We start from the raw sequence: 26,087 nt of genomic DNA on the forward strand, positions 1-26,087 counted from the left end.
GGAAGCAAGCATGAAAATCGTGATGGCCATCATCAAGCCGTTCAAGCTCGACGAGGTGCGCGACGCCCTCACGAGCATCGGCGTTCAGGGACTGACGGTGACCGAGGTCAAGGGCTACGGACGGCAGAAGGGGCACACGGAGATCTATCGCGGTACGGAATATGCCGTGAGCTTCCTGCCCAAGCTGAAGATCGAGGTCGCGGTGACCTCCGAGCTTGCCGACAAGGTCGTCGAGGCAATCGCCAGCGCCGCCAAGACCGGCCAGATCGGCGACGGCAAGATCTTCGTCTACGCGCTCGACCAGGTTCAGCGCATCCGCACCGGCGAAACCGACGCCACCGCGCTTTGACCCATCCGAGCAGGGGAATTTCAATGAAAACAACCTTCAAGACCGCCGGGCTGGCTTCGCTTGCGCTTCTTGCGGCGACCGGCGCCGTTCTCGCCCAGGACGCGACCGTTGCCACCGAGGCAGTCGAGGCCGCAGCCGAGGCGCCGCAATACGCGCTCGCCAGCGAGACCGCGTATATCTTCAACACGCTGCTGTTCCTTCTCGGCGGCTTCCTGGTCATGTGGATGGCGGCCGGCTTCGCCATGCTCGAGGCCGGCATGGTGCGCGCCAAGAACGTCTCCATGCAGTGCCTGAAGAACATCACGCTCTACTCGACGGCCGGCCTGATGTTCTGGATCACCGGCTACAACCTCATGTATACGGGCGTCGATGGCGGCTATATCGGCTCCTTCGGTCCGTATGCCTTCGATCCGGTCGGCGGCAACGATCTCGGGACGGGCTATTCCGTCGCCTCCGACTGGTTCTTCCAGATGGTGTTCTGCGCCACCACCGCCTCGATCGTCTCGGGCACGCTGGCCGAGCGCATCAAGCTGTGGCCCTTCCTGGCCTTCACCGTGCTGCTGACCGGCTTCATCTATCCGATCGCCGGCTCGTGGCAGTGGGGTGCCGGCTGGCTCGACGGCATGGGCTTCTCGGACTTCGCCGGCTCGACGCTCGTCCACTCGGTCGGTGGCTGGGCCGCGCTCGCCGGCGCCCTGGTGCTCGGCGCCCGCACTGGCAAGTACACCGCCAACGGGGTGCACCCGATGCCGGGCTCGTCCATGCCGCTGGCAACGCTTGGCACCTTCATCCTGTGGCTCGGCTGGTTCGGCTTCAACGGCGCCTCGCAGCTTGCCATGGGCACGATCGCCGATGTCACCGACATCTCCCGGATCTTCGCCAACACCAACATGGCGGCGGCTGCCGGCGTGGTTGTGGCGGTGATCCTGACCCAGGTCCTGTACAAGAAGGTCGACGTCACCATGGCCCTGAACGGCGCGCTCGCCGGTCTGGTGTCGATCACCGCCGAGCCGCTGGCTCCGTCCGTTTGGCAGGCCGTGTTCATCGGCGGCGTCGGCGGCGTGATCGTCGTCTTCACCGTGCCGCTGCTCGACAAGCTGAAGATCGATGACGTGGTCGGCGCCATCCCGGTGCACCTCGTTGCCGGCATCTGGGGCACGCTGATCGTACCGCTGTCCAACGGCGATGCCTCTTACTCGGTCCAGCTCATCGGAATTGTCGCCTATGGCGTGTTCACCTTCGGCGCCAGCCTGATCATCTGGCTGGCTCTCAAGGGCACCATCGGCATCCGCGCCTCGGCCGAGGAAGAGGCGCTCGGTCTCGACAAGATCGAGGTCGGTGTCGAGGCCTATCCGGAATTCGGTCAGGGCAGCCAGCGCGTCTGAGCCCAGCCGGTTCTTCTCCCGAAGCAACCGGCGTGACCGGCGGTTGCACCTTGAAGCCCGGGGCTCCGTGCCCCGGGCTTTTTTCGTCTGGCTGCGGTTGCTGCGGGCCGGAAGGCCGATCATCCTGAGCCGTGCCGCGGCCTTGCGATTCGCAAGACACCGGTTTCGGCTGCAACGAGGACCCGCCATGCCGCTCCTGGCTTCCATCCCGCTTACCGTGGTGCCGCTGATTGTCTACAACCTGCTCGCCTTCGGCCTGCTCGGCGATGGCGGCGGCCCTTGGCTCTCCTCGGTTCTGACGCTCGATCTGGTTTCCGGTGCGAGCTTTTCGCTGCTGGTTGCGGATCTGACGATCCTGTGTGCGCTGGCGATGCTGTTCATCGAATTGCTCAAGGCCACCCGTACCGGTGCGGTGGCGCTTGTCGACCACATCCTCTCGACCCTGGTTCTGGTCGCCTATCTGGTCGAGTTCCTGACCGTCCGCGAAGCTGCAACGTCGGTGTTTTTCATTCTGACCTGCGTTGCGCTGGTCGATGTGCTGGCGGGGTTTTCCATCACCATAACCGGCGCTCGCCGCGATTTCGGAGTTCCCAGCGGCGACCAGTTCCGCTGAGCGGTCGCCGGAGTTTCGCCGCCGCTCTCATGCTCCGGAGCGCTGAAAAGCGGGGACAAGGCTTCGCCGACGGAAGCCGCTACGTCAAAAGTTAACAAAACATTATCGCTTGGCATGGCATTTGCGCTAAATTCCTCGGTAACAACGCCAATGTCTCAAATTGGCACGCCGGGGAGGCGGAAATGCGGATCGAGCAGGGCGGACGTCCAGCAACAGCACCAGGCGTGGGCCGGCGTGCCGCCGAGACGGCGGCGTCGACGTCCGTCGGCGGGGCTACGTTCGCCTCTGCGGCGCGCTCGGTCGTGCCGGTCGCGCCGGTCAGCGAGCCGCGTGGCGACCGCTTTTCCCGCCTCTATCGCCCCAGTGCGGCTTTCCTTGCCCAACTGATCGCCATGCGGGAGCATGTGCCGCAGATGCGGGCAAGGCGGAGGGCCGCTCCCGAACAGGCGGTCGAGGCCTACCGGTTGGCGGAGCGCCAGCCGCGCGTGTCTTCGCCCGGCCGGATTCTGGCCGTCAGCCGCTGACGGGCTGCGCCTCGGCAGCTCAGTAGCCCCGGTGGTGTCTCAGTAGCCGATGGCGCAGCCGTCCTTGCGGGGATCGGAACCACCGACAAGCACGCCGCGCGCGCGGTCGATCAGGATCGACTGGCCGCCGCCGATGGGCTCCGCGACGATTTCCACCTGGTGACCGAGGTCGCGCAGGCCGACGAGGGTCTCATGCGGCACATGGCGCTCGGCCTGCAGCACATGGGTCGTCTCGTCGAAGAACATGCGCGGGGCATCGATCGCCTCCTGCGGATCCATGCCGAAGTCGACGATGTTGCTCAGCACATGGGCATGGCCACAAGGCTGGTAGCCGCCCCCCATTACCCCGAAGGAGAGATACGGCCGGCCATCCTTCAGCGCCATCGCCGGGATGATGGTATGCAACGGGCGCTTACCGCCGTCGATGCAGTTCGGTTGTCCCGGCTCCAGGCGGAAACAGGCGCCGCGGTTCTGCAGCATGACACCGCTTTTCGGGGCGCAGATGCCGGAGCCGAAGCTCTTGTAGACGGAGTTGATGAAGGAGACGGCCATGCCTTCGCGGTCGACCACCGTGAGGTAGATCGTGTCCGACGAGGGGCCGAGCAGGGCGGGGGGGATCTCCGAAATACGGGTCGTCAGGGAGATCCGGGCCGCCAGCTTGTCGAGATAGTCGGATGACAGGAAGGCATCCGGCCCGTGCCGCATGTGGTCCGGATCGGCGAGGTACAGGTCGCGTACCGAATAGGCGAGGCGGCCGGCCTCGAGCTCGAGATGGAAGCGAGTGGTGCCGAGCGGATCGAGCGAGGCGAGATCGAAGCGCTCGAGCAGCCCGAGCATGACGAGGGCGATGAAGCCCTGGCCGTTGGGCGGAAGCTCGGCAACATCGATGCCGCGATAGGACCGGATCACCGGCGGCATCGGCAGAGTGGTCATGCCGGCGAGATCGTCGAGGCTCATGAGCCCGCCGCGCGCAGCCAGCGTATCGACGATGTCGCGGGCGACCTCGCCTTCATAGAAGCCGGACGGCCCCTCGGCGGCGATCTTCTGCAGCGTGCGTGCGAGCGCGGGATGGCGGACGACATCGCCCGCCTTCGGGGCCGCTCCACCGAAGAGATAGCTGTCGCGCGCGCCCGGATCGGCAGCAAGCTTGGGCACCGCCAGCGCCCAGTCATGGGCGACACGGGGCGCGACCGGATAGCCGTCCCTGGCGTAGGAAATAGCGCGCTTGAGCAGTTCGGCGAAGCCGCGGCGACCGTGGGCGGCCAGGAGATCGTGCCAGGCACGAACGGCACCGGGAACGGTGACCGAATGAGGGCCCTGCGCGTCGATATTCGTTACGCCGAGTTCGGCAAGCCGTGCCGGCGTTGCCGCCTTCGGTGCCGGGCCGGACCCGTTGATGCCGTGGATCGAGCCATCGGGCCGGGCGACGATGGCGAAACAGTCACCGCCGATGCCGGTCATCTGCGGCTCGACGACGGCCAGCACGGCTGAGGCGGCCACTGCAGCATCGACCGCATTGCCTCCGGCCTGCAGGACTTCCAGTGCGGCCGCGCTCGCCAGCGGATGCGAGGTCGCCGCCATCGCGGTGGTGGCATGGACGCTCGAGCGTCCCGGGGCATGGAAATCGCGCATGACGATCCTTGTTCTGCTGTGTTTTGCTGGATCCGGAGCGGGGGCTGTCGCGCCCGCCGAGCCACCGGGGGAGGAGGGGATTTTCACCTTCAGGGAATGAGTGCTTGTCGTTCTTGTCCGTTGGTGGCAGGCAGTTGCCCTGTTAGCCATGGATCGGTGAAGACTATCGGATGCCGGCACGGAGGCCATAGGAAATGAGCAAACTGACCCTTTCCAGTGCGGAAAAGATCATCGATACGGCCCTTGCCAAGGGAGCCGAACTCGGCGTGAAGCCGCTGACCGTTGCCGTTCTGGACGCAGGCGGCCATCTGGTTGCGCTCAAGCGGCAGGACGGCGCCTCGATCCTGCGGCCGCAAGTGGCCAGCGGCAAGGCCTACGGGGCGATCGCTGTAGGGGCCGGCTCGCGCTGGCTCGACGAGAACGCCCGGACGCGACCGCATTTCGTGCAGGCATTGAACGGGGTGGCGGGCGGCGCCATCGTGCCTGTGCCGGGCGGCGTGCTGATTCGCGATGGCAAGGGCGGGGCGATCCTTGGTGCGGTCGGCATCAGCGGCGATACATCGGACAACGACGAGATCTGTGCGGTCGCCGGGATTGAGGCGACCGCCTTCTCCGCAGACTGCGGCTGAAGCAGGCCGGACGGATCGTCCGGCCACATGTCTGCCAGGTGTGGTCGGGCGGCCGCGATCTACTCGCGGCTGCCCCCGGCGAGGGAATCGATCTTCTTCTGCATGTCGGAGAGCTGCTTCTTCAGCGCGTCGAGATCGTCGGCGCTGGCCGGGCTCCGGGGGGCCTCGGCTGGCCGGGTCGCCTGTCCTTCCGCCTCCTTGCCCGGACCGAAGGGCAGGAACATCCGCATGGCCCGGTCGAAGATCTCGGCATTGCGCTTCACCTGGTCCTCGATTGCGTCGAAAGCGGTGGAGCCGAAGGCATTCGCCATCTGCTCGCGCAACCGGTCCTGCTCCCTGGTGAGCGAGGACATGGAGAAGTCGAGATAGGACGGCACCACGTTCTGCATGCTGTCGCCGTAGAAGCGGATCAGTTGTCGCAGGAACGTGATGGGCAGCAGATTCTGGCCCTTGTTCTCCTGTTCGAAGATGATCTGGGTCAGAACGGAACGGGTGATGTCATCGCCCGTCTTGGCGTCGTAGACGACAAAATCCTCCTCGTCCTTCACCATCAGGGCGAGGTCTTCGAGCGTCACATAGGTGCTGGTGCCTGTGTTGTAGAGACGTCGGTTGGCGTATTTCTTGATGATTGTCGGATCGGTGGTCTTTGTAGCCATGTCGGTTTTCGGATCCCGGCTTCGCGCCCCGGCCCGCAAGCCGTTGCGGCATTCCTCCCTGGTCCACGGTCGTCGGATCACCCTGCACGTCCGCGACTTCGTCCTGACGCACGATAAGCCAATCGTGGGCGGGCGCACCACCGTTTTGTCATATCATGCGGATCGGCGCCGGTTGCGCCGAAAGGATGACGCGACGAAGACGGAAATCGCCAACAGCTAAGGGGTGTTCCGGTTGACACTTGGCGGGCGGGCGTCTCTAGTTTGCGGGAAACGCGCAGGCAGCCGGACAACAACCAGGGGAATGCCCGCGCCAGGGGAGGTCCGGTTTTCGGGAGATCATGAAATGAGTGCATCCACCGACGTCGTCATCGTCAGCGCCGCACGCACCGCCGTCGGCTCCTTTAACGGCGCCTTTGCCAACACGCCGGCCCATGAGCTCGGAGCGGTGGCGATCCGCTCGGCGCTTGAGCGCGCCTCCGTTGCGGCCGCCGATGTCGATGAGGTCGTGTTCGGCCAGGTTCTGACCGCGGGCCAGGGCCAGAACCCGGCGCGCCAGGCAGCCATCCTTGCCGGCATTCCCGACAGCGCGACGGCCTGGGTACTAAACCAGGTCTGCGGCTCGGGCCTGCGCACCGTCGCCATCGCCATGCAGCAGATCGCGGCGGGCGATGCCTCCATCATCGTCGCCGGAGGCCAGGAGAACATGTCGCTGTCGCCGCACTGCGCCCATATGCGCGCCGGCTACAAGATGGGCGACTACAAGATGATCGATACGATGATCAAGGACGGCCTGTGGGATGCCTTCAACGGCTACCACATGGGCCAGACGGCCGAAAACGTCGCGCAGAAGTGGCAGATCTCCCGCGAACAGCAGGACGAGTTTGCCGTCGCCTCGCAGAACAAGGCGGAAGCGGCCCAGAAGGCCGGCCGGTTCAAGGACGAGATCACGCCGGTGACGATCAAGGAGCGCAAGGGCGACCGGATCGTCGAGGAGGACGAGTATATCCGCCACGGTGCCAGCCTCGACAGCATGACCAAGCTGCGTCCGGCCTTCACGAAGGATGGGTCGGTGACCGCGGGCAACGCCTCCGGCATCAACGATGGCGCCGCCGCTCTCGTGGTGATGAGCGCTGCCGAGGCGGCGCGCCGCGGCCTGACCCCGCTCGCCCGCGTGGCCTCCTGGGCGACCGCCGGCGTCGATCCGACGATCATGGGCTCCGGCCCGATCCCGGCTTCCCGCAAGGCGCTGGCCAAGGCCGGCTGGAAGGTCGAGGATCTCGACCTCGTCGAGGCCAACGAGGCCTTTGCCGCCCAGGCCTGCGCGGTGAACAAGGACATGGGCTGGAACCCGGACATCGTCAACGTCAATGGCGGGGCGATCGCCATCGGTCATCCGATCGGCGCCTCGGGTGCCCGTGTGCTGGTGACGCTGCTGCACGAGATGGCGCGCCGGGACGCGAAGAAGGGTCTGGCGACGCTGTGCATCGGCGGCGGCATGGGCGTGGCGCTCTGCGTGGAGCGTTGATCGAAGCTCGATGGCGGGCGCTTGATGCCGGTCAAGGCATGGGCGGCCGCCATCGGCTGGAATGCGGGTGAAAGCCGGATGGCCTTCTGCCCGCAACCGGCAGACCGGGCCAGTCAGCGGCGGCAGGCACGGCAGCGCAAGCTGAACGGGAGGACGTGAATGAGCAATGTGGCAATCGTGACGGGCGGGACGCGGGGCATCGGCGCCGCCATCTCCAAGGGACTTAAGGCGGCCGGCTACACGGTGGCGGCGACCTATGCCGGCAACACCGGAAAGGCGGAAGCCTTCAAGGCGGAGACCGGCATCCATGTCTACAAATGGGATGTGGCCGATGCCGAGGCCTGCAACGAGGGCGTCGGGCAGGTGGTCTCCGACCTGGGGGCGGTGGAAGTCCTCGTCAACAATGCCGGCATTACCCGTGACGGCTGGTTCCACAAGATGGATTTCGAGCAGTGGTCGGCGGTGATCCGCACCAATCTCGATTCCATGTTCACGATGACCCGCCCGGTCATCGACGGCATGCGCGAGCGCGGCCACGGCCGCATCATCAACATCTCGTCCATAAACGGACAGAAGGGTCAGCTCGGCCAGACCAACTACTCGGCCGCCAAGGCCGGCGTGATCGGGTTCACCAAGGCGCTCGCGGCGGAAAACGCCCGCAAGGGCATCACCGTCAACGCCATCTGCCCCGGCTATATCGACACCGACATGGTGGCGGCGGTGCCGGAAAAGGTTCTGGAAGGAATCATCGCCGGCATTCCGGTCGGCCGGCTCGGCCAGGCGGAGGAGATCGCCGCGGCGGTCGCCTATCTCGCTTCCAAGGAGGCGGCCTTCATGACCGGTGCCGTGCTGACCATCAACGGCGGCCAGTACTACGCCAACGGCTGACGCCGGCGCATGACAACCACGGCCGCACCGGTGCGGGCTTCGGGGCTTCCGGCATGCCGGAAGCCCCTTTTCATGTGCCAGCGGTCACAGACAAAGTCGGCGTTCCGCCCTGAAAGCCCGCCGGCACGGGGCCCACGTTCTCAGGGAAGCGATTTTTCCCAGCGTTCGAGTTGCCGGGCCACGGGCAACGGTCCGAGCGTAAGCCGGTAGAAGTCAAAGAGGTCCGCTCGCTCGGAGGCGAGGAAATAGCAGAAATGCAGCTTGAAGAAGCGGAACCGAAGATGGCGATAGAGCTCGGCGGTCATCCGGTCCGGCACCCTCACGCTGAAACGTCTCGGCTCCTGGACATGTCGCGCCAGCCAAGGCGCATAGGTCGCTACCGGCGTGGTCTTTCCGCAGCAAAGGATATCGTGGGGGGCATAGACATCGGTCCAGTCGAGATGCCGTGCCTGGGCAAGGCTCGCGACAGCGGCGCCGAAGCCTCTCTGCGCGCCGAAGCCGCCGGCATAGGCGAATGCCGACCCCATCGTCAGAACGGTGAACCGGCCCTGCGCCGCGCCGAAATCCGGCACGCGCTTCAGCACCTCCCGCAGCGTGTAGAGCAGAACAAAGGTTCCGGAACTGTGGGCGACAAGGACAAACTCCTCGTCCGACTCGCATTCGGTGGCCATCCCGATGATCCGTTCGGCGAACTCGGCGATGCGCGCCGTCATCCGCGGGTCTTCATTGCGCGCCAGACGTCCGATGGAATACCAGTCATGGATCAGGTACCAGACATAGGTCAAGCGTTCCAAGAGACGGGTCACCTGGTAAAGCGAGATCATCCAGGCCAGGCCAGGCCTGCCGCAACGCTCAAGGCCGCATGGACAGGACCGGTTCCGGGGACAATGAAGGGAAAAAGCAGCGCCGGCACGATCGAGGCGACCAGAAACACGAGAATCGCAAGCATCGGGTAAAGAAAGAAAAGGCCGTTCATCCAGTTGGCACGCAGGCGCTCGCTGTAGCCGCCGGCCATCGCGAATAGGACGAATGTGCGCACAGCCCCCGCAATGACCGCCCAGAGGAGGCGTCGAAAGTCGCGTTTGCTCAGATCCCGCCAACCCAGCAGGGAGAATCGCGTCGTCACCACGCCTTCCGGCCAGGCGATTTCACCGGTCCAGTCGACAGAAGATCCCCCGGATCCGGCGCCTGGCCTCAAACCGGAGAACGACCCCGACACCGACCGGAGTCTCAGGAAATGGGCCAATTCTTCCGTGAGCTGGCTGAAGACTGTCTCGGGCCGGCGCAGGTCGTAGCCCGGTATGTAGATGACCCGTCGTTTCCGGACCTTAGACGTCCCGCTGTTGTCGTTCATGCGGCCCCGGCAAACTGCGCTGATCGTGCCTTTGCGCACCGCCCCTGCGCGTATAGCCGCCTTGGTAACCGGAGTTGCGTTTCTCCTGCAAGGTTGCCTCGCCACGGTCCTGGAACAACCCTGCACAGGGTTTCCAAGTTACGGATGCGGGAACCCGGCGGATCAGCCGGTGGAGACGGCCTCGCAAACCTGAGACGGCAGGCGCAACGCAAAAAAAGGATCGAAGCACGGGCTTCGATCCTTTTCTAAAACGCGCAAACCCCGGCCGGTTGGCCGGGGTGAAGGTCTTACCGATACGACGCGACGACGGACGCCGCGCCTGCCGGAAGCTCCGATCACACGTCTTCCTTCACCGCCAGGATCTGGCGGCCCCGGTACATGCCCGTCTTCAGGTCGACGTGATGCGGGCGGCGAAGTTCGCCCGAATCCTTGTCCTCGACATAGGTCGGCTGCTTCAGGGCGTCCGCGGAGCGACGCGCGCCGCGCTTCATGCGCGTGGTTTTTCTCTTCGGAACGGCCATTGTCGTACTCTCCGTCGTGCAATATCCCGCGAAACCCGGACCGGGTCAGCCCGGGGCGTGGGTCTACACGGTGTGCAGGAATGGCGGGCTTATACCGGACCTTTTGCCGCTTTGCCAGCCCGAATCTCGAGAATTTTCGCCCTGCGGCGATTCTTTGCGCAGCGCTCAGCGACCGAAGCCGGGTAGGCATTCCAGGTGTGGGTCGATCGCCGTTGCGCGGCGCTGATTGATGCGCGCCAGACGGTCGTGGCCGGGGCGCGGGCGGGCCGGATTTCGCGCCAGCGGATTGGGCAGTGCGGTGGCGAGCCGGGCCGCTTCGGTGCGACTGAGATCCGCCGCGGGTTTGCCGAACCACGCCTGGGCTGCCGCCTCGGCACCGAATACGCCTTCTCCCCATTCGGCGATGTTGAGATAAATCTCCAGGATCCTCCGCTTGCTCAGCATGGCATCGATCATGAGAGCGAGCGGCAGTTCCATCATCTTGCGGACATAGCTGCGGTCGTTCCAGAGGAACAGGTTCTTGGCGACCTGCATGGTGATGGTCGAGGCGCCGCGCGCCGAGCCTCCTTCGTTGAAGGTCGTGATCTGGCTCTGCAGCGCCTCCCAGTCGATGCCCCCATGCTGGCAGAACCGGGCATCCTCGGAGGCGACCACCGATCGCACAAGATGCGGAGAGATCTGATCGAGCGGGACATAGTCGCGGGCCACCCAAAGTCCCTGCACGTAGCGGGCGAGCATCAAGGTGCTGACGGGGGGCACGACGGCGTAGAGCAGCGTCAGGAACGGCGGCAGGAGCAGCAGCGCAATGAGCGTGCGCAGCAGGATGCGGCGCAAGCGCCACCGGCGCGGCTGTCGCGTCTGGCTGCTGACCTCTTCCTCGCTCATCCGTTCCGCTGCTCGCCCCGCCCGTCTCAACTGACCTATCGATCCGCACGGTGCCACACCGCGCTGCCGGAATACAGGCTGGCGGCGCTCCAGACAACAAACGCCTGTGCGGACCGGCATGGCGCCATGCAGGCTGTTGACCTCGGCCCGGATTTTCGACACTGAGGCAGGATGCTGGCGGTCGGTCGCCAGCCGCTGTCCCTCAAGGCCATCAGGAGCCGTTTCGTGACCGCCGATGCCGCAGATCAGCTTGCCGCCGACGCCGGGCGGTTCGAAGCCATGCTGGATCGTCTGCTCCTCGGCCAGACGGAAGAGGGAGAGTTGGCGCGCCCGCCGCGTCTCGTTGAAGCCATGCGCTATGCGGCGCTCAGCGGCGGCAAGCGGCTGCGCCCGGGTCTGATGCTTGCCGCCGCGCGGCTGTTCGGCCGCGATGACGATGGCGTCCTGGTCGCGGCCGCGGCCCTCGAATGCATCCACTGCTATTCGCTGGTCCATGACGACCTGCCGGCAATGGACGACGACGACCTGCGGCGCGGCCGGCCGACCGTGCATCGCGCCTTCGACGAGGCGACGGCGATTCTCGCCGGCGATGCGCTGCTGACGCTGGCCTTCGATCTCGTGGCGGATCCGCGCGTGCATGCGGAGGCGTGCGTGCGGCTTGCGGCCTCCCGCGATCTGGCGCGCGCCGCCGGCATCGGCGGGATGGCCGGAGGGCAGATGCTGGATCTTGCGGCCGAGCACAGCACCCTCGGCGAGACCGAGATTCGGCTGCTGCAGTCGATGAAGACGGGGGCGCTGATCCGCTATGCGGCCCGAACGGGCGCCCGGCTCGCCGATGCCTCAGTCGAGGATATCGCGCGGCTGACCCGGTTCGGAGAAGTGATCGGCCTAGCATTCCAACTCGCCGACGACCTGCTCGATGTCGAGGGCGATGCGGCGGCGCTCGGCAAGGCGGCCGGCAAGGACGCGGCGGCCGGCAAGGCCACTCTGGTCGCGCTGAAGGGGACGGCGTGGACGCGCGCGGAGCTCGGCCGGCTGGTGGCGGAAGCGGAAACGTTGCTTGCCGCTTTTGGCGAGCGGGCGGCATCGCTTGCCGCTCTTGCCCGGTTCGTTGCCGCCAGAGACCGCTGAAGCCGCTGCCTGCCGGATTTCACCCGACAAAGCTGCGCATGTGAAAGCTGCCTGCCTCGGCCGACTGTGCATGAGGCCGGCCGAAAGGGCAGGCATGCCGTGCCAGGCAGCCGTCATGGCAGGGTGCAGCAGGATCTGCCCGCAGATAGGCCAGACAGCGCGGCACGTCGTAGCCGGCCTGTGACAGGGCGCCGGCCGGGCAGGCGGAGAGACAGGGTTTTTCAAGACAGGTCGGGCAGGGGCCATCCGCTCCCGCATCCGAGGATGCGGTCAGTGGCTCTGCCGACAGCAGGGCCCCGCGCAGACCCGCCCAGGGGCCGAACGCGCGATGCGCCAGAACGCCCATCGGCGAGCGCGAGAAGCTGCCTGCCCTCAGCGTCCAGCGCTGGAACGGGTGGTAGGGAGGCCCCTTGAAGGGGAAGACGATGCCGAGACCCTCGCTCGCCGCCAAATCGCTCAGGATCCGGCGCGTGAAGCGATCCAGCGGATCTGGCTGGTCGTCGGCTGCCTCAGGGCTCGTTGCGAAGATCTCAAAGAGCGCGTTGGAGAGACTACCGACGACAAGGACCGCGCGCGTCTCGCGGCCCGGCCGGATGTCCGGCACCGCGTCGTCGGGGACGGGTTCGAAGCGGCCGAGCAGGCAAAACCCGGCGCGAGCGAGCCTGTCGCCGACAAGGGCGATCCAGGCCGCATCCCGCGCCGGGTGCGAGTTCACTTCAGCCGGTCGCGCTTGGCCAGGGTGCGCAGGCGCAGGGCGTTCAGACGGATGAAGCCGGCTGCGTCCTTCTGGTCATAGGCGCCGCGATCGTCCTCGAAGGTCACCAGTTCCTCGGAATAGAGCGAGTAGGGCGACTGGCGGCCGACGACGATGACGTTGCCCTTGTAGAGTTTGAGGCGGACCTCGCCGGCGACCTTCTCCTGGCTCTTGTCGATGGCGGCCTGCAGCATTTCGCGCTCGGGCGAGAACCAGAAGCCGTTGTAGATGAGCTCCGCGTAACGCGGCATCAGCTCGTCCTTCAGGTGGCCGGCGCCGCGGTCGAGGGTGATCGACTCGATCGCCCGGTGGGCGGTGAGAAGGATGGTACCGCCCGGCGTCTCGTAGACACCGCGCGACTTCATGCCGACGAAGCGGTTCTCGACGAGGTCGATGCGGCCGATGCCGTTCTCGCGGCCGTACTCGTTCAGCTTGGCGAACAGCGTGGCCGGCGACAACGTCTCACCGTTGAGCGACACGGCATCGCCCTTCTCGAAGCCGATGGTGATCTCGGTCGGGACGTCCGGCGCCTCCATCGGGTCGACGGTGCGCTGGTAGACATATGCCGGCGGCTCCTCCCACGGGTCCTCAAGGACCTTCCCCTCGGACGAGGAGTGCAGCATGTTGGCGTCGACCGAGAACGGCGCCTCGCCGCGCTTGTCCTTCGGCACCGGGATCTGGTGCTGTTCGGCGAATTCGATGAGATCGGTCCGGGACTTGAAGGTCCAGTCGCGCCAGGGGGCGATGACCTTGATATCCGGGTCGAGCGCATAGGCGGACAGCTCGAAGCGGACCTGGTCGTTGCCCTTGCCGGTGGCGCCGTGGGCGATCGCGTCGGCGCCGGTCTCGTGGGCGATCTCGATCAGCCGCTTGGAGATCAGCGGACGGGCGATGGAGGTGCCGAGCAGGTAGACACCCTCGTAGAGCGCATTGGCACGGAACATCGGGAAGACGAAGTCGCGGATGAACTCCTCGCGCAAATCGTCGATGTGGATTTCCTTGATGCCGAGCATCTCGGCTTTCTTGCGCGCCGGCTCCAGTTCCTCGCCCTGGCCGAGATCGGCGGTGAAGGTCACCACCTCGCAGCCATATTCGGTCTGCAGCCATTTCAGGATGATCGAGGTATCGAGGCCGCCGGAATAGGCGAGCACCACCTTCTTGATGTCTTTCTGTGCCATGGGGTCGGTAGTCCAGTCCTGGGCAGGTGAGGCGGGTTGCGGCGATCCGCGCGCCGGGTTGGTCCGGCGACGCACGCCGACCGGTGAAATTCGCGCGCACTGTAGCCTTTGGGCGCCGGAGCGCAAGCCGGGAAACCCGGCGGTCCCGCGGTTCCGCGCCGAAATTCAGCGGCGCGGAACGGGTCGCCAGCCGGGAGGTGCCATCTCGAAGCCGGCAAACTCGAAACCCGGCGCGACGGTGCAGCCGACCAGCGTCCAGCGACCGAGGCTTTCCGCCGTCTGCCAGGCGCCGGCCGGCACGATCCCCTGCGGTCGCTGACCTGCTGCGAGATCGTGGCCCAGATGCAGCGTACGGGCGTCGTGGCCGTTCTCCGAGATGGTGAGGGCGAGCGGCCCGCCGGCATGCCAGTGCCAGATCTCGACCGCGTCGACCCGGTGCCAGGCCGACAGTTCGCCGGCCTCCAGCAGATAGTAGATGGCGGTGGAGCGGGCGCGGCCGGCGGCATCCGTCCTGCTGTCGCGGAAGGTTTCGCGGTAGTGTCCGCCCTCGGGATGCGGCACCAGGTCGAGCATCGAAATGATCTCGGCGGCGGTCAGGTCGGCAGCGAACATCGAGCAGGCTCTCCGGCGGGGTCAGAATGTGTCCTTGCGGCGGCGAATCTCGGCGAAGACCTCAGCATCGCTTGCATCCTCAAGATGGAGACGCGAGCGGATCGCGGCGTCGCCGGCGCGCAGGAACGGGTTGGTGGCGCGCTCCCTCGCCATCGTCGTCGGCAGCGTCGGCAACCCCTGCTCCCGCAGGCTCTCGACCTCGGCAACGCGTTCTTTCAGAGCGGCGTTGTCCGGGTCGACGGTCCGCGCGAAACGGGCATTGGACAGCGTGTATTCGTGGCCGCAATAGATGTCCGTTGCCGGTGGCAGCAGGCGCATGAGCTTTTCAAGCGAGGTCCACATCATGGTCGGGTCGCCCTCGAAGATGCGGCCGCAGCCGAGCGAGAACAGCGTGTCGCCGGTATGGGCGAAGGACAATTCCGGCGCCCACCACGAGATCTGGTCGAGCGTGTGGCCGGGTGTGCCGATCGCCTTGAACGCGATCCCCGCGGCGGTGACCTCGTCACCGTCCTCGACGACAGCGTCGAGCCCGCCGATCCTGTCGCGCGAGAGGGCGGGGCCGGTGACGCGGGCGCCGGTGTCGGCCTTGAGCTTTTCCAGCCCCTGGACGTGGTCCCAATGGTGATGCGTGACGAGGATGTCCGTCAGCGTCCAGCCGGTCTCCTTCAGCACCTGCTTGTAGGGATCCGCGTCGGGGACATCGAAGGCGATGGTTCCGCCGGGCCCGGATGTGCTTTCCGGCACATGGACAAGGACGCCGAAATTGTCGTCGAGACAGGGGAACTGGCGGATCACCGCCGGCCGTGTGTCAGCGCTCATGATGTCGTCCTCCGTATGGTGAAACATGCTTCCGCCGAGGCGTGGTCTCTGCAGGTAGCATCTTTCCGCCTTCGGCGGCAGACCCGGCCGGCCGGGACGGCGGGCTGACGGGTCAACGCGTCGGTGTCGTCGAGCGTTCCACGAAGATGGCGTCCAACCTCAGGGTAGAGGGCGGCGCCTCCGGGTCGGCCAGGCGGCGTTCCAGATGGCCGACGGCGCCCTCGGCCATCTTTTCGGGATCCTGCCGGAAGGTGCTGAGCCGGTAGGCGTCCCAGGAGGCTTCGGGGATATCGTCGAAGCCGATCACCGCCAGGTCGCGTGGGATGTCGAGACCGAAGCGACCGCGTGCCCGGTCCATCAGACCGATGGCGACGAGATCGTTGACGCAGAAGACCGCTTCGGGCCGCCCGTCCGGGCGATTTCCGGCAAACAGCGCGTCGGCTGCGTCCTGACCGCCGGCATAGTCCGCCTCCTGGCCATGCGCGCGGATAACGCTGGCGCCGAGGCTCCGTGCCTCGTTGGTGAAGGCGTTCTCGCGTTCCACCAGGCTTGGCGTGGCGGAGGTGACGCCAGCCAGCGCCAGCCGGGTGAAGCCGCGCTCGACGAAGAGCCGGGCAGCCGTGCGGGCGGCTCCGGAATTGTCGATGCGGACATGATCGCAGTCCGGCTCGGAGCGGCCGATCATGATCAGCGGCTGGCCGTTGCGCCGGGCAAGGTCGACGAAAGATGCGGGCGGCGAGCCCGACAGGATGATGGTCGCGGCCGCGCGATAGCCGAAGAGGGCGTTCTGGGCTGCCTGCAATTCCTGCTCCAGACTGCCGGTGTTGATGATCAACGGCACGCTGCCGCGCAGGATCAGCGCCCGGGTGAGGGCGGAAACGAGGTGGGCACGAAAGCCCACTTCGGGCCGGGTGACGATCAGCCCGACGAGGCGGCTGCGGTTGGCGAGCAGGCCGCGGGCCAGATCGTTGACCTGGTAGCCGAGTTCGGCCGCCGCCTGCATGACCTTTTCTCGGGTCTCGGGTGCGATGCTGGCGCCGGGCGTGAACGCGCGAGAGACGGCCGAGCGGGAGACGCCGGCCTTCTCTGCCACCTGCTGCGCGCTGATAAAGCGCCGCGCGGGGGTCTTGTCACCCTGATCCTGTTTCAATGGCCAACCTTCGACAGCACGTCGGATCTGAGGAATCGCTCGACGACGAGCATGAAAGCAATGGACGGGATCAGGAGCAACAGCGCCGTGATCGATGCCACCTGATAGTTGCCGCCGGCCCCGGCAGTGTACAGCAGCAGGGGCAGCAGATTGACGTCGGGAGCGCCGACGAAATAGCTGCCGGTGAATTCGTCGAGCGATTCCAGGAACACGAAGATCGCGCTGGCCAGCAGCCCGGGGGCGGCGAGCGGCAGGGTCACGTCCCGAAACGCGCGGAAGGCGCCGGCGCCGAGCGAGCGGGCCGCCTGTTCCAATTCCCGGTCTACGGCGGAGAAGGCGGCAGTGGCGATCCACACCGCATAGACCAGCCCATGGGTGACATGCACCAGCACAACGCCGGCGACCGTACCGTTGAGGCCGATCTGGTAGAAGAGCCGGGCGATGTTGACGTAGACCGGCAGGTTGGGAAAGGCCTGCGGAATCAGGAAGGCGAGCAGGATCAGGGCCCGGAAGGGCAGGCGCAGACGGGCCAGCGCATAACCGGCAGGCACTGCCAGCGCGAGGGCCAGCACCACGGTGAGGCTTGCCACCAGCACGCTGTTGGCGAGCGACTCCATGGCGTTGCCGCGCGGCGAGAACACCCGTTGCCAGTAGCTGAAGCCGTATTCCAGCGGCAGCGCATGCGGGAAGTACCAGCGTTCGGCGACGGTCCACAGGACGAGGTTGGTCAGCGGACCGAAGATGATGAAGGCCAGCAGGCCGAGCACGACGGCGCGCGGCACCCACCACAGATCGAGGCGGATACCCGCGGGGCGGAGCGGCGCACGGGGTGTGGTCGACGGGGCGGTCATCCGCGCTCCCTCATGCTCTGGCGCAGATAGAACCAGGCGACGCAGGCCGTCGCGGCGAGCGAGATCAGGCCGAGCGCATTGGCCACGCCATAGTCGCCATAGGCATTGATGCGGAAGGCAATGTCGGCGGTCAGCATGGTCGGCGACTGGGCGTTGATCATCAGCGGCACGGAGAGCACGGACATCATGGTGACGAAGGACAGGACCAGTCCGACCATCAAGGTGGTGGCGACCTGCGGCACGAGAATCTCGATCAGGATGCGGAGCCGCGATGCGCCGAGATTGCGAGCCGCCTCGATGGTGCCGCGGTCGACCGAGGCCATGGCCCCGGCGAGCAGCAGGGTCACGAAGGGCGTCTGCTTCCAGACGAAGGCGATGACGATGCCGCGCCAGTCGAGGAAGCTCACCGCCTGCAGCGGCGTGATGAGGCCAGCACCGACGAGAATATTGTTCATCAACCCGTTCTTGGCGAGGAAGGTGCGCAGCACCTGACCGACGACGATGAAAGGAATGAACAGCGGCCAGCGATACAGCCAGCGCAGGATCGCGACGGCGCGCGGATTCTCGCCGAGCGTCAGGTAGCCGCCAATGGCGATGGAGAAGAGCCCGATCAGACAGGTGGACAGGCTGACGATCACCACCGTGAAGAGGATGTCGGAACTGTAGAGCGCAAAGGACTTCGTGAAATTGCCCAGCCCGTAGCCTGCTTCGGTCTCGAAGGCGCCGACCACCGAGAGGGTGAGCGGCAGCACGAACAGGAACAGGATCACCGTCAGGGCGGGCAGGACGAGAAGCAGTCCGAGCAGGCGTCTTGGCATGGCGGCGTCGGTCCGGTGGCGGCCGTCCGGAGGGTCCGGACGGCCTTTGCGGTCAGGTCGGTATCAGTTCGCGGCCTTGGCCTCGTAGGCTTCCAGGATCGCGTTGTTGTAGGGCGCGATCGGGAAGGGCTTGCCGTAGCTGGCGAGCTCTTCCGGCGTCACATCGGTGAACAGCTTGCTCCAGGTCTCGGCATCCAGTTCGGCCTGCACATGCTGGGCGTCGATGCCCGGATACCAGTTGAAGCGCTTGACGATGCCTTCGGCCTGGACCTTGGGGCTGGTGGCGAGTTCGACGAACTTCTCCGCCAGTTCCTTGTTCGGGGCCTTGGCCGGGATCACGTAGTGCATCGGCTGGCCGGGCATGCCGGGCGCCGGCAGGAGCAGCTTGAACTCGGGCGGCAACTGGCCGTTGGCCTGCCAGGAGTAGAACATGTCGACCCAGACCGGGCCGATGGCGATCTCGCCGCGCGACAGCAAATCCAGCGTGCCGGCGTTGCCCGGGGTCAAAGTGGCGTTCCGGGTGAACGCCTTCAGGCTGTCGAAGGCGGCATCCCACTTCTTGGTCTCGGCCTCCTCGAACGGACCGTTCATCAGCTTGTCGGCATCGCCGTCGCCGAAGGCGTAGATCCAGCCCATGACGAAACTGACGCCTGAGGCGCCGCCCTTGATGCCGTTGTAGCCGAATTGCTTCGGGTTCTCTTTTACCCAGGCCGCGAGCTCCTCGTAGCTCTTCGGCGGGTTGGGCAGCAGCGCCGGGTTGTAAGCCAGCGCGGTCTGGCTGTTGAACATCGGCATGACGTAGCCCTTGACGCTCGCGCCGAGCGCCATGTCGGCGTTCGCCCGTGTCACCAGCTTGCCGGTGGAGATGGTGTCGCGATAGGCCTCGAGATAACCGCCGGAGACCATCGGGCCCGCGAACTTCTCGTGCACGACGGCAACATCCGTGTCCCAGACCGTGCTGCCGGCCTGCTTCTGGGCTTCAAAGCGCTCCAGAATCTTCTGCGAGCCGGCGTCGCCGGGTCCGGTGCCGACGGCGCGTACGGTGTGGCCCGGGTTCTGCTCCTCGAAGAGCGGCCCGAGATACTCGTTGATGTAGTCGACCATGTTCTGGTCGCCGGCCGTGATCACGGTGAGCTCGGCCGCCGTCACCGGCGTGGACGCAAGGCCCAGCACCAGCGTCGCCGAAAGAAGTTTCCTCATGTCGCTACTCCGCTTTCTAGACATCATGGACGTTCAAGTCTCGGATGCTTCCAGGACGCGGCCCGTGGTGCCGTCGCTCAAGGAGCCTTCGGGGTCGGCAGGATTGCTCTGCCGGACGAAGAGGAAGAGCGCTTCGGCCGGGATGCGGATGCGCACCGCTGCGCCGAGCGCGAAGGGGGTCGGGCTGTCGACGAGCAGCACTTCGTCGCCGACCCGTACGGAGTGGCGCCAGGCGCCGCCGGGATAGCTTGCCGCCTCGATCCGGCCGGGCAGGTCCAGCGCGTCTCGGGCCGGGTTGCCGTCGCTCTCGCCCGCCACGATGGCTGCGGCTTCGGCGCGGAACCGCGCTTCCAGAGGGCCATCGGCGAGCGGGCGCCCATCCCGTGGCAGATCGGCTGGTGCATTGTTCGGGCCGGCCGCGATCTCCACCCGGTCGCCGATGATCCGCCCGGTCAGGTCGATCCGGTTTTCCGCGCCCATGAAGGCGGCGACGAAGGGTGAGGCGGGGCGGTTGTAGAGCGCCTGCGGGGTGCCCTGCTGGGCGATGCGGCCACGGTCGAGAATGACGATGCGGTCGGCCATCACCATGGCCTCCTCGCGGTCGTGGGTGACATGCACTGCGGTGATGCCGAGACGCTTCTGCAGCGCGCTGATGTCGTGGCGCACCTTGAGGCGGATGCGGGCGTCGAGATTGGACAGCGGCTCGTCGAGCAGCAGGATCTGCGGGTCGATCGCCAGCGCCCGGCCGAGCGCAACGCGCTGGCGCTGGCCGCCCGACAGGGCTCCGGGCTTGCGCTGGCCCAGGCCCGCCAGACCAAGAAGGTCTTCCAGCTCGCCGACCTGCCGGGCGATCTCGGCCTTCGACCGACCGCGCAGTTTGAGCCCATAGCCGATGTTCTGCGCCACGGTCATATGCGGCCACAAGGCATAGGACTGGAAGACCAGCGCCATGCCGCGCTTGTCCGGCGGCTGGCGCGTCACGTCCGTACCGTTGACGGAAATGCTGCCGGCGGAGGGCTTCACGAAGCCGGCGATGGCGCGCAGCAATGTGGTCTTGCCACATCCCGACGAGCCGAGCAGCGCGACGAACTCGCCCTTGACGATCGCCAGGTCGAGGCGGTCGAGCACGCGCGTGGTGCCATAGCCCGCGGAGAGGTCGGTGATGGTCAGAAACCCCTGCGGCGTCATTTTCTGCTCATTGCACAGGTGTGCAACGTAGGGCGCGAGCCGGGTGCTGTTGTCCGCTGGAACGGGTTTCGCATTTTCTAGCCTCGGGTCGTGGGCCGCGTGACGCTGCAACGCGCATCGGCGTTTGCAAGGCGACTGATACGGGGGCTGTGTAACGGCGAGATGACGCTCAGCGATCGATCGGGGTTGATCGCGGGCTCGACGGCACCAGGTTCGGATCTGCGCGGTCGCGATGTCAGTTGAGGCTTTGAGAATCCGCGACGTCATGCAACCTTCGAACGGGAGCGATTCGCAGCATGGGTTGCCGCGCCGGAACGGCTGGCGGGCCTTGGCGGTGGGGGTCGAGAGCGTGGTTGTGCCGGGGAGGGCTTTCCGCGAGGCCGGCCCGCAGGGTTGATCTGAGGCGAAGGCCCGTTTCGGTTGCCCTCGCTGGACGGAACGGGTGATGGATCGGAGCAGCTCCTCTTCCGATCCGGCCTCGTTGAGAGAGGTCGGGATCCTTGACAGCACGCGCGGTCTGACCGCCGTGCTCGACTGTCTTCCTCATCCGGCATGGATCTTCGATCGCAGCGGGCGTTACATCTTCCAGAACCGGATCGATCGGGAGACCCATGGGGTCGCCATCGGCCTGCTGCCGAGCGAGGCCGGGCTCGGCCCCGAAGAAGGCAAGGCCTGGACCGAACTCCACCTGAAGGTGATCGCCGGCGAACGCATCCATTACAGCCGCGAGATGCAGACCCCGTTGGGCCGCATCGCCTCCGAGACCTCCATCGAGCCGGTTCTGGTCGACGGGGTGATCGTCGGCGGTGTCGGCGTGTCGGTGGACCAGACCGCCCGCACGGATGCGGTGCGCCGGCTCAACGAGGCGCACGAACGGCTGGCGGAATTCGTTGCCGTGTCCTCGGACTGGGTCTGGGAGACCGATGAGGAGCATCGCTTCACCAGCGTGATGGGGGACGGCGGCAGGCTCGGTCTCGACTTCCAGGACTGGATCGGCCGCACCCGTTGGGAGGTCGCCGACGCGGATCCCGCCACCGATGCTCTCTGGCGCAGCTATGTCGAAACGGTCGCGCGCCGCGAACCGATCGCCAGTTTCGTGTTCCGCACCTTTCGTGGCGACGGGCGGCCTCTCTGGGCCGAGGTCAGCGGCCGGCCGAGATTTCTGCCCGACGGCCGGTTCCTCGGTTATCGCGGTGTCACGCGCGACGTCACCCGGCGCGAGCGGCTGGCGGAGCAGTTGCGGCGCTCGGACATCGTGATCAAGGCGACCAACAACGCCGTGGTGGTGTGTGACCGGTTCGGCCGGGTTCTGTGGGTCAATCCGGCCTTCGAGCGGCTCACTGGATATACCGAGGCGGAGGTTCTGGGGCGCAAGCCCGGCGAGCTTCTGCACTGCCCCGAGACCGACCCTGCGACCGTGCGCGAGATGGGCGCGGCGGTTCGAGAAGGGCGTGCCGTGCGCGTGCAGGTGCTCAACCAGGCGAAAACCGGGCGTCGCTACTGGCTCGACCTCGACATCCGCCCGATCAATGGGCAGGGAGCCGAGCCGGAGGGCTTTGTCGGGGTTCAGACGGATGTGACCGAACTGGTCGAGGCGCGGGCGCTGCTGCACGATGTCATCGAGACCATTCCCGACGCCATTGCCGCCTTCGATGCGGATGACCGGCTGATCCTGTTCAATCGGTCCTATCGCGACTACTACGCGATGTCGGCGAAGCTGATCCGGGAGGGGGCGCGGTTCGAGGATATCCTGCGCCACGGCGTCATGGCCGGCCAGTATATGGATCCGGGGGCGACAGAGGAGCAGCGGGAAGCGTGGATCCGCAACCGCATCGCCCTGCATCGCGATCCGCCCAGCGAGCCGAGCATCCAGCTGCTGTCGGACGGGCGTTGGCTGCAGGTGAGCGAGCGGCGCTCGTCGAGCGGCGCCATCGTCGGGGTACGCACCGACATCACCGCCCTGAAGCAGGCGGAGCTGGCGATCCGTCGTACGGCCGAAACCGACGGGCTGACCCAGCTCGCCAATCGCTCGGTGATGATGCGCGAGCTCGACACGGCCCTGCAGGGCAATCGGCCGCGCGATCGGGTCGGTGCCTTCATCATCATCGATCTCGACCATTTCAAGTCGGTCAACGACACGCTCGGCCATGATGCGGGCGATGCCCTGCTGCGGGCGGTGGCGCAGCGGCTGCGGCGTCATGTGCGGCGCGGCGATGTTGTCGCAAGGCTTGGCGGCGACGAATTCGCCGTGTTGCTGACGGGGCTTGCGGACGAGCTTGCCGCCGAGCGCATGGCGCAGAAGCTGCACAAGGCGCTGACCGCTCGGGTTCGACTCGGGGAGCGGATGATGCGGCCGGGCATCTCGATGGGCGTAACGCTGTTTCCGGCCGATGGCCGCACTCCGGCCGATATCGTCAAGAACGCGGATATCGCGCTTTACCAATCCAAGGCACAGGGACGGAACGGCTGGACCTTGTTCAATCCGCAATTGCGCCGACGGCTGGAGCGGCGGCACGAGTTGGGCGAGGCGCTGCGCGGAGCCATTGCGGCGGATGAGATCGAGGTGGCGTTCCAGCCGCAGCTCGACCTTGGCAGCCGCAGCATCGTCGGCTTCGAAGTGCTGGCGCGCTGGCGGCATGCCGGCCAGGCGGTCAGCCCGCTGGAGTTCATCGGCATTGCCGAGGATTTCGGCCTCGGCGGCGTGCTTGGCCGGGCGATCATGGAGCGGGCCTTTGCCGTTTTCGCCGCGGTTGCCAGCACGCGACCGGAGCCGGGTCACCTCGCTGTCAACCTGGCGACATCCCAGCTCAAGGATCCGCATTTTCCGGACTATGTCGCCGAGGCGCTGACGCGTCACGGGCTGAGCCCGCACCAACTGGAATTCGAGGTGACGGAGACCGTCCTGCTCGACCGCTCGGTGGAGAGGATCGCCGAGACCCTGGCCGAGCTCAGGCGCGTCGGTGTCAGCCTGGCGCTCGATGATTTCGGGACCGGCTACGCCTCGCTCACGCATCTCAAGCGGTTTCCGGTATCGCGGCTCAAGATCGATCAGTCCTTCGTGCGAAATATCGGCCTGTCGGAGGACGATGCGACCATCGTGCGCACCATCGCCAGCCTTGCCCACAGCCTCGGAATGACCACTGTCGCGGAGGGCGTCGAGACACTGGCTCAATTGCAGTTTCTCGAGGATCTCGGCTGCGACATCGTGCAGGGCTATCTCATCGGTCGCCCTGCACCGCGTCCATCCTGGACGCTGGAACTCGCCGCGCCAGCACAACGGGGCAGCCAGTTGCCGTAAGCGGCGTTCTGGCGAAGGCCCGTCCGGCATGAGGTCGTGGCCGGGGTTCCAGGTCTGCCGGATGCTGCGACAGATCGCGCTGGGCCGAGGCGCCGGGAGATGAGCCGGCGCTGTCGTGTCGTGGGCTTTCTGCCCTCTCGGCGTCGCACCCGAAGAGCCGCAGTTCCTGGGAAAGGAACGAGCTGTCCGGCCCTGCGCTGCGCTGCAATCAGTTCTTCTTCCGCAATGCCCCTGGACAAAAACTGAGCAGCCGGTCGCGCCAGGCGCAGAATTAAATGCCTGTCCTGTTCGGAACAACAGTTGATCGTGCTGTCGGATCATCGGGTTTCGGCAATTCTCCTGCTCGCGACAGGTCAGACTTACTGAAGCGGTGGCGTGGGCTGGGTTTCCTGGTCCACGCCGGAGGGGGATCCAACGACATGTGCACGGTTCGTGAACAGAAGGCAGCGACGGACATCAGCCCACTCGCCGCGCATTGCTGTTTGGGCTTCGACATTGCCGGCGGATCTGCCGCGCCCCGCACCGCTGCGCCAGAAACCGGGGCGAGCCGATGAGCGCACATATCCACGCCGTATCCGCGCCCGAGGTGGCGCTGTCGGTGCGCGGGCTGACGATCAGCCTGCCGAAGGGCATGGAACGTGCGCATGCGGTCGAGAACATCTCCTTCGATCTGCCCCGCGGTCAGATCCTGTGCGTCATCGGGGAATCCGGCTCCGGCAAGTCGGTAACGGCCAACACCATCATGGGGCTTCTGCCGAAAGCGATCGGAATCACCGCCGGGTCGATCCAGTTGGACGGACGAGAGATCGTCGGTATGGGGCCCGAGGCCTTGCGCAGTCTGCGCGGCCGGGTGGTGTCGATGATCTTTCAGGATCCGTTATCGGCGCTGAACCCGCTGATGACCGTCGGGGCGCAGATCGACGAGGCGATGCTGGCCCATGGCGTCGGCACCCCGACCTCCCGGCGCGAGCGTGCCATCGAGCTGCTGACCGAGGTCGGCCTGCCCGATCCGGAAGTGATGTATCACCAGTATCCGTTCCGGCTGTCGGGCGGCCAGCGGCAGCGGGTGATGATCGCCATGGCCCTGGCGCTCGAACCCGCCATGCTGATCGCCGACGAACCGACAACGGCGCTCGACGTGACCACCCAGGCGCAGATCCTGAAACTGATCCGCGACATCCAGCATCGCAAGGGGATGAGCGTGATGTTCATCACCCATGATTTCGGTGTCGTCGCAGAGATCGCCGACAGCGTCGTGGTCATGGAGAAGGGACGGGTTGTCGAACAAGGGAGCGCCAGCAAGGTTCTGAGGACGCCGGAGCACCCCTATACCAAGCGGCTGATCGCCGCGGTCCCGCATTTGACCGGCGAGGACCGCAAGCCGATACCGGCCAAGGATGCCGGGCCGATCCTGAAGGTGGAAAATCTGGTCAAGACCTATCGCAGCGGCAGCGCATTGTTTCGAACATTGCGCGTTGTGCCCGCTGTGAAGGGTGTCTCCTTCGAGGTCGCGGCGGGCCGCACCCTGGGTGTCGTCGGCGAGAGCGGCTCCGGCAAGTCGTCCCTGGGCCGGCTGCTGATCAAGCTGATGGACTGCGACGGCGGGCGCATCCTGTTCGACGGGGTCGACATAGCACCCCTGTCGGAACCCGCGTTCCGCAGCTCGCGGCAGAAGATCCAGATGATCTTTCAGGATCCGTTTGCCTCGCTCAATCCCCGCACGACGATCGGCCGCATCCTGACGGTCGGACCGCTGGCGCATGGCATGGCCTATGCCAAGGCACGGGAAGAGGCGCGGGCGCTTCTCGATCATGTCGGGCTCGATGCCGGGGCGTTCGATCGCTACCCGCACGAGTTCTCGGGCGGCCAGCGGCAGCGCATCGGCATCGCGCGGGCGCTGATGTTCAAACCGAAGCTGTTGATCGCGGATGAAGCTGTCTCGGCGCTCGATGTGTCGATCCAGGCGCAGATCCTGCAACTGCTGGACCGGGTCCAGCGCGAGACCGGCAACTGTGTTCATGCGATGCGATAGGGGACGTTGTCGCGCAGCATGGCGTTGAGGCGGATGAGGAGTTTTCGTGCGGTGGCGATGAGGGCGATCTTGCGGGCTTTCGCGGTTTGGGTGAT

Annotated in this window: 25 protein-coding genes; 10 read left to right on the plus strand and 15 right to left on the minus strand. The window is 66.2% G+C overall.

Annotated elements, in window-relative coordinates; translation table 11 throughout:
* Positions 1-10: 10 nt before the first annotated feature.
* From TSB10GB4_RS02580 to TSB10GB4_RS02595, 4 genes are all read left to right on the plus strand, one after another.
* Entirely contained in the window at positions 11-349 is a 339-nt protein-coding gene (locus tag TSB10GB4_RS02580; RefSeq protein WP_067224442.1) for a P-II family nitrogen regulator, read from the plus strand.
* Positions 350-372: 23 nt separating this feature from the next.
* Entirely contained in the window at positions 373-1,734 is a 1,362-nt protein-coding gene (locus TSB10GB4_RS02585) for an ammonium transporter (RefSeq protein WP_186394438.1), read from the plus strand.
* 187 nt (positions 1,735-1,921) lie between these two features.
* The gene (locus TSB10GB4_RS02590) at positions 1,922-2,347 is read left to right on the plus strand and encodes a hypothetical protein (protein ID WP_186387694.1); all 426 of its coding nucleotides are present in this window, start codon (positions 1,922-1,924) and stop codon (positions 2,345-2,347) included.
* Between the two features lie 182 nt (positions 2,348-2,529).
* Positions 2,530-2,871: a hypothetical protein gene (locus tag TSB10GB4_RS02595; RefSeq protein ID WP_186387693.1), complete on the plus strand. Its 342-nt coding sequence runs from the start codon at positions 2,530-2,532 to the stop codon at positions 2,869-2,871.
* A 39-nt stretch (positions 2,872-2,910) separates the two neighbouring features.
* Here the strand turns inward: TSB10GB4_RS02595 and ggt are convergent, their stop codons facing one another.
* Positions 2,911-4,503, minus strand: a complete 1,593-nt coding sequence (ggt, locus tag TSB10GB4_RS02600; protein ID WP_186394439.1) for a gamma-glutamyltransferase — start codon at positions 4,501-4,503, stop codon at positions 2,911-2,913.
* 194 nt (positions 4,504-4,697) lie between these two features.
* On the opposite strand from ggt, the gene TSB10GB4_RS02605 reads away from it, so the two are divergent.
* A complete protein-coding gene (locus tag TSB10GB4_RS02605; protein WP_186394440.1) occupies positions 4,698-5,132 on the plus strand; it encodes a heme-binding protein in 435 nt (144 codons plus the stop codon).
* Between the two features lie 59 nt (positions 5,133-5,191).
* Here TSB10GB4_RS02605 and phaR read toward each other — a convergent pair whose 3' ends face one another.
* On the minus strand, positions 5,192-5,788 hold the full coding sequence (gene phaR, locus TSB10GB4_RS02610) for a polyhydroxyalkanoate synthesis repressor PhaR (protein WP_186387690.1): 597 nt from the start codon (positions 5,786-5,788) through the stop codon (positions 5,192-5,194).
* A 343-nt stretch (positions 5,789-6,131) separates the two neighbouring features.
* On the opposite strand from phaR, the gene TSB10GB4_RS02615 reads away from it, so the two are divergent.
* Positions 6,132-7,313: an acetyl-CoA C-acetyltransferase gene (locus TSB10GB4_RS02615; RefSeq protein ID WP_186394441.1), complete on the plus strand. Its 1,182-nt coding sequence runs from the start codon at positions 6,132-6,134 to the stop codon at positions 7,311-7,313.
* Between the two features lie 159 nt (positions 7,314-7,472).
* Positions 7,473-8,201 carry an acetoacetyl-CoA reductase gene (gene phbB / locus TSB10GB4_RS02620; RefSeq protein WP_186394442.1) on the plus strand — a complete coding sequence of 243 codons (729 nt, stop codon included), beginning with the start codon at positions 7,473-7,475 and terminating at the stop codon, positions 8,199-8,201.
* Positions 8,202-8,341: 140 nt separating this feature from the next.
* Here phbB and TSB10GB4_RS02625 read toward each other — a convergent pair whose 3' ends face one another.
* The 4 genes from TSB10GB4_RS02625 to mtgA all read right to left on the minus strand — a co-directional run bounded on the left by TSB10GB4_RS02625 (position 8,342) and on the right by mtgA (position 10,961).
* A complete protein-coding gene (locus TSB10GB4_RS02625; protein ID WP_186394443.1) occupies positions 8,342-9,025 on the minus strand; it encodes a hypothetical protein in 684 nt (227 codons plus the stop codon).
* Positions 9,022-9,555, minus strand: coding sequence for a hypothetical protein (locus tag TSB10GB4_RS02630; RefSeq protein WP_186394444.1), 534 nt, complete (start codon positions 9,553-9,555; stop codon positions 9,022-9,024). The genes TSB10GB4_RS02625 and TSB10GB4_RS02630 overlap by 4 nt, the downstream gene beginning before the upstream one ends.
* Before the next feature lie 335 nt (positions 9,556-9,890).
* The gene (rpmF, locus tag TSB10GB4_RS02635; RefSeq protein ID WP_097174322.1) at positions 9,891-10,076 is read right to left on the minus strand and encodes a 50S ribosomal protein L32; all 186 of its coding nucleotides are present in this window, start codon (positions 10,074-10,076) and stop codon (positions 9,891-9,893) included.
* 165 nt (positions 10,077-10,241) lie between these two features.
* A complete protein-coding gene (mtgA, locus tag TSB10GB4_RS02640) occupies positions 10,242-10,961 on the minus strand; it encodes a monofunctional biosynthetic peptidoglycan transglycosylase (RefSeq protein ID WP_186394457.1) in 720 nt (239 codons plus the stop codon).
* Between the two features lie 279 nt (positions 10,962-11,240).
* On the opposite strand from mtgA, the gene TSB10GB4_RS02645 reads away from it, so the two are divergent.
* Positions 11,241-12,092: a polyprenyl synthetase family protein gene (locus TSB10GB4_RS02645; protein WP_208984376.1), complete on the plus strand. Its 852-nt coding sequence runs from the start codon at positions 11,241-11,243 to the stop codon at positions 12,090-12,092.
* A gap of 19 nt (positions 12,093-12,111) precedes the next feature.
* Here the strand turns inward: TSB10GB4_RS02645 and TSB10GB4_RS02650 are convergent, their stop codons facing one another.
* The 9 genes from TSB10GB4_RS02650 to TSB10GB4_RS02690 all read right to left on the minus strand — a co-directional run bounded on the left by TSB10GB4_RS02650 (position 12,112) and on the right by TSB10GB4_RS02690 (position 20,662).
* On the minus strand, positions 12,112-12,807 hold the full coding sequence (locus TSB10GB4_RS02650; protein WP_208984374.1) for a hypothetical protein: 696 nt from the start codon (positions 12,805-12,807) through the stop codon (positions 12,112-12,114).
* Complete coding sequence (locus TSB10GB4_RS02655) at positions 12,804-14,024, minus strand: argininosuccinate synthase (protein WP_186387686.1); 1,221 nt, start codon at positions 14,022-14,024, stop codon at positions 12,804-12,806. Before TSB10GB4_RS02655 ends, TSB10GB4_RS02650 begins: the two co-directional genes overlap by 4 nt.
* 165 nt (positions 14,025-14,189) lie before the next feature.
* Positions 14,190-14,636, minus strand: coding sequence for a cupin domain-containing protein (locus TSB10GB4_RS02660; RefSeq protein ID WP_186394446.1), 447 nt, complete (start codon positions 14,634-14,636; stop codon positions 14,190-14,192).
* A gap of 21 nt (positions 14,637-14,657) precedes the next feature.
* Positions 14,658-15,455 carry a hydroxyacylglutathione hydrolase gene (gene gloB / locus TSB10GB4_RS02665; protein ID WP_186394447.1) on the minus strand — a complete coding sequence of 266 codons (798 nt, stop codon included), beginning with the start codon at positions 15,453-15,455 and terminating at the stop codon, positions 14,658-14,660.
* A 112-nt stretch (positions 15,456-15,567) separates the two neighbouring features.
* Positions 15,568-16,605, minus strand: coding sequence for a LacI family DNA-binding transcriptional regulator (locus tag TSB10GB4_RS02670; RefSeq protein ID WP_186394448.1), 1,038 nt, complete (start codon positions 16,603-16,605; stop codon positions 15,568-15,570).
* Complete coding sequence (locus tag TSB10GB4_RS02675) at positions 16,602-17,456, minus strand: ABC transporter permease (RefSeq protein ID WP_186394449.1); 855 nt, start codon at positions 17,454-17,456, stop codon at positions 16,602-16,604. The genes TSB10GB4_RS02670 and TSB10GB4_RS02675 overlap by 4 nt, the downstream gene beginning before the upstream one ends.
* A complete protein-coding gene (locus TSB10GB4_RS02680; protein WP_186387681.1) occupies positions 17,453-18,274 on the minus strand; it encodes an ABC transporter permease in 822 nt (273 codons plus the stop codon). The genes TSB10GB4_RS02675 and TSB10GB4_RS02680 overlap by 4 nt, the downstream gene beginning before the upstream one ends.
* Positions 18,275-18,337: 63 nt before the next feature.
* Positions 18,338-19,474, minus strand: coding sequence for an extracellular solute-binding protein (locus TSB10GB4_RS02685; protein WP_186394450.1), 1,137 nt, complete (start codon positions 19,472-19,474; stop codon positions 18,338-18,340).
* Positions 19,475-19,507: 33 nt separating this feature from the next.
* A complete protein-coding gene (locus tag TSB10GB4_RS02690) occupies positions 19,508-20,662 on the minus strand; it encodes an ABC transporter ATP-binding protein (protein WP_186394451.1) in 1,155 nt (384 codons plus the stop codon).
* Positions 20,663-21,107: 445 nt separating this feature from the next.
* Here TSB10GB4_RS02690 and TSB10GB4_RS02695 point away from each other — a divergent pair, with 445 nt between their 5' ends.
* Both TSB10GB4_RS02695 and TSB10GB4_RS02700 read left to right on the plus strand, forming a co-directional pair.
* A complete protein-coding gene (locus TSB10GB4_RS02695; RefSeq protein ID WP_186394452.1) occupies positions 21,108-23,960 on the plus strand; it encodes an EAL domain-containing protein in 2,853 nt (950 codons plus the stop codon).
* A gap of 550 nt (positions 23,961-24,510) precedes the next feature.
* On the plus strand, positions 24,511-25,992 hold the full coding sequence (locus TSB10GB4_RS02700; RefSeq protein WP_186394453.1) for an ABC transporter ATP-binding protein: 1,482 nt from the start codon (positions 24,511-24,513) through the stop codon (positions 25,990-25,992).
* Positions 25,993-26,087 lie beyond the last annotated feature (95 nt).

The sequence above is a fragment of the Stappia sp. TSB10GB4 genome, assembly GCF_900185745.1.
In the GTDB taxonomy this organism is placed as follows: Bacteria; Pseudomonadota; Alphaproteobacteria; order Rhizobiales; family Stappiaceae; genus Stappia.

Bases quoted from the DNA above. Each gene is read 5' to 3' on its own strand.
- TSB10GB4_RS02580 (WP_067224442.1), top strand. From the start codon at position 11: ATGAAAATCGTGATGGCCATCATCAAGCCGTTCAAGCTCGACGAGGTG.
- TSB10GB4_RS02585 (WP_186394438.1), top strand. From the start codon at position 373: ATGAAAACAACCTTCAAGACCGCCGGGCTGGCTTCGCTTGCGCTTCTT.
- TSB10GB4_RS02590 (WP_186387694.1), top strand. From the start codon at position 1,922: ATGCCGCTCCTGGCTTCCATCCCGCTTACCGTGGTGCCGCTGATTGTC.
- TSB10GB4_RS02595 (WP_186387693.1), top strand. From the start codon at position 2,530: ATGCGGATCGAGCAGGGCGGACGTCCAGCAACAGCACCAGGCGTGGGC.
- ggt (WP_186394439.1), bottom strand. From the start codon at position 4,503: ATGCGCGATTTCCATGCCCCGGGACGCTCGAGCGTCCATGCCACCACC.
- TSB10GB4_RS02605 (WP_186394440.1), top strand. From the start codon at position 4,698: ATGAGCAAACTGACCCTTTCCAGTGCGGAAAAGATCATCGATACGGCC.
- phaR (WP_186387690.1), bottom strand. From the start codon at position 5,788: ATGGCTACAAAGACCACCGATCCGACAATCATCAAGAAATACGCCAAC.
- TSB10GB4_RS02615 (WP_186394441.1), top strand. From the start codon at position 6,132: ATGAGTGCATCCACCGACGTCGTCATCGTCAGCGCCGCACGCACCGCC.
- phbB (WP_186394442.1), top strand. From the start codon at position 7,473: ATGAGCAATGTGGCAATCGTGACGGGCGGGACGCGGGGCATCGGCGCC.
- TSB10GB4_RS02625 (WP_186394443.1), bottom strand. From the start codon at position 9,025: ATGATCTCGCTTTACCAGGTGACCCGTCTCTTGGAACGCTTGACCTAT.
- TSB10GB4_RS02630 (WP_186394444.1), bottom strand. From the start codon at position 9,555: ATGAACGACAACAGCGGGACGTCTAAGGTCCGGAAACGACGGGTCATC.
- rpmF (WP_097174322.1), bottom strand. From the start codon at position 10,076: ATGGCCGTTCCGAAGAGAAAAACCACGCGCATGAAGCGCGGCGCGCGT.
- mtgA (WP_186394457.1), bottom strand. From the start codon at position 10,961: ATGAGCGAGGAAGAGGTCAGCAGCCAGACGCGACAGCCGCGCCGGTGG.
- TSB10GB4_RS02645 (WP_208984376.1), top strand. From the start codon at position 11,241: ATGCTGGATCGTCTGCTCCTCGGCCAGACGGAAGAGGGAGAGTTGGCG.
- TSB10GB4_RS02655 (WP_186387686.1), bottom strand. From the start codon at position 14,024: ATGGCACAGAAAGACATCAAGAAGGTGGTGCTCGCCTATTCCGGCGGC.
- TSB10GB4_RS02660 (WP_186394446.1), bottom strand. From the start codon at position 14,636: ATGTTCGCTGCCGACCTGACCGCCGCCGAGATCATTTCGATGCTCGAC.
- gloB (WP_186394447.1), bottom strand. From the start codon at position 15,455: ATGAGCGCTGACACACGGCCGGCGGTGATCCGCCAGTTCCCCTGTCTC.
- TSB10GB4_RS02675 (WP_186394449.1), bottom strand. From the start codon at position 17,456: ATGACCGCCCCGTCGACCACACCCCGTGCGCCGCTCCGCCCCGCGGGT.
- TSB10GB4_RS02680 (WP_186387681.1), bottom strand. From the start codon at position 18,274: ATGCCAAGACGCCTGCTCGGACTGCTTCTCGTCCTGCCCGCCCTGACG.
- TSB10GB4_RS02685 (WP_186394450.1), bottom strand. From the start codon at position 19,474: ATGAGGAAACTTCTTTCGGCGACGCTGGTGCTGGGCCTTGCGTCCACG.
- TSB10GB4_RS02690 (WP_186394451.1), bottom strand. From the start codon at position 20,662: ATGACGCCGCAGGGGTTTCTGACCATCACCGACCTCTCCGCGGGCTAT.
- TSB10GB4_RS02695 (WP_186394452.1), top strand. From the start codon at position 21,108: ATGGATCGGAGCAGCTCCTCTTCCGATCCGGCCTCGTTGAGAGAGGTC.
- TSB10GB4_RS02700 (WP_186394453.1), top strand. From the start codon at position 24,511: ATGAGCGCACATATCCACGCCGTATCCGCGCCCGAGGTGGCGCTGTCG.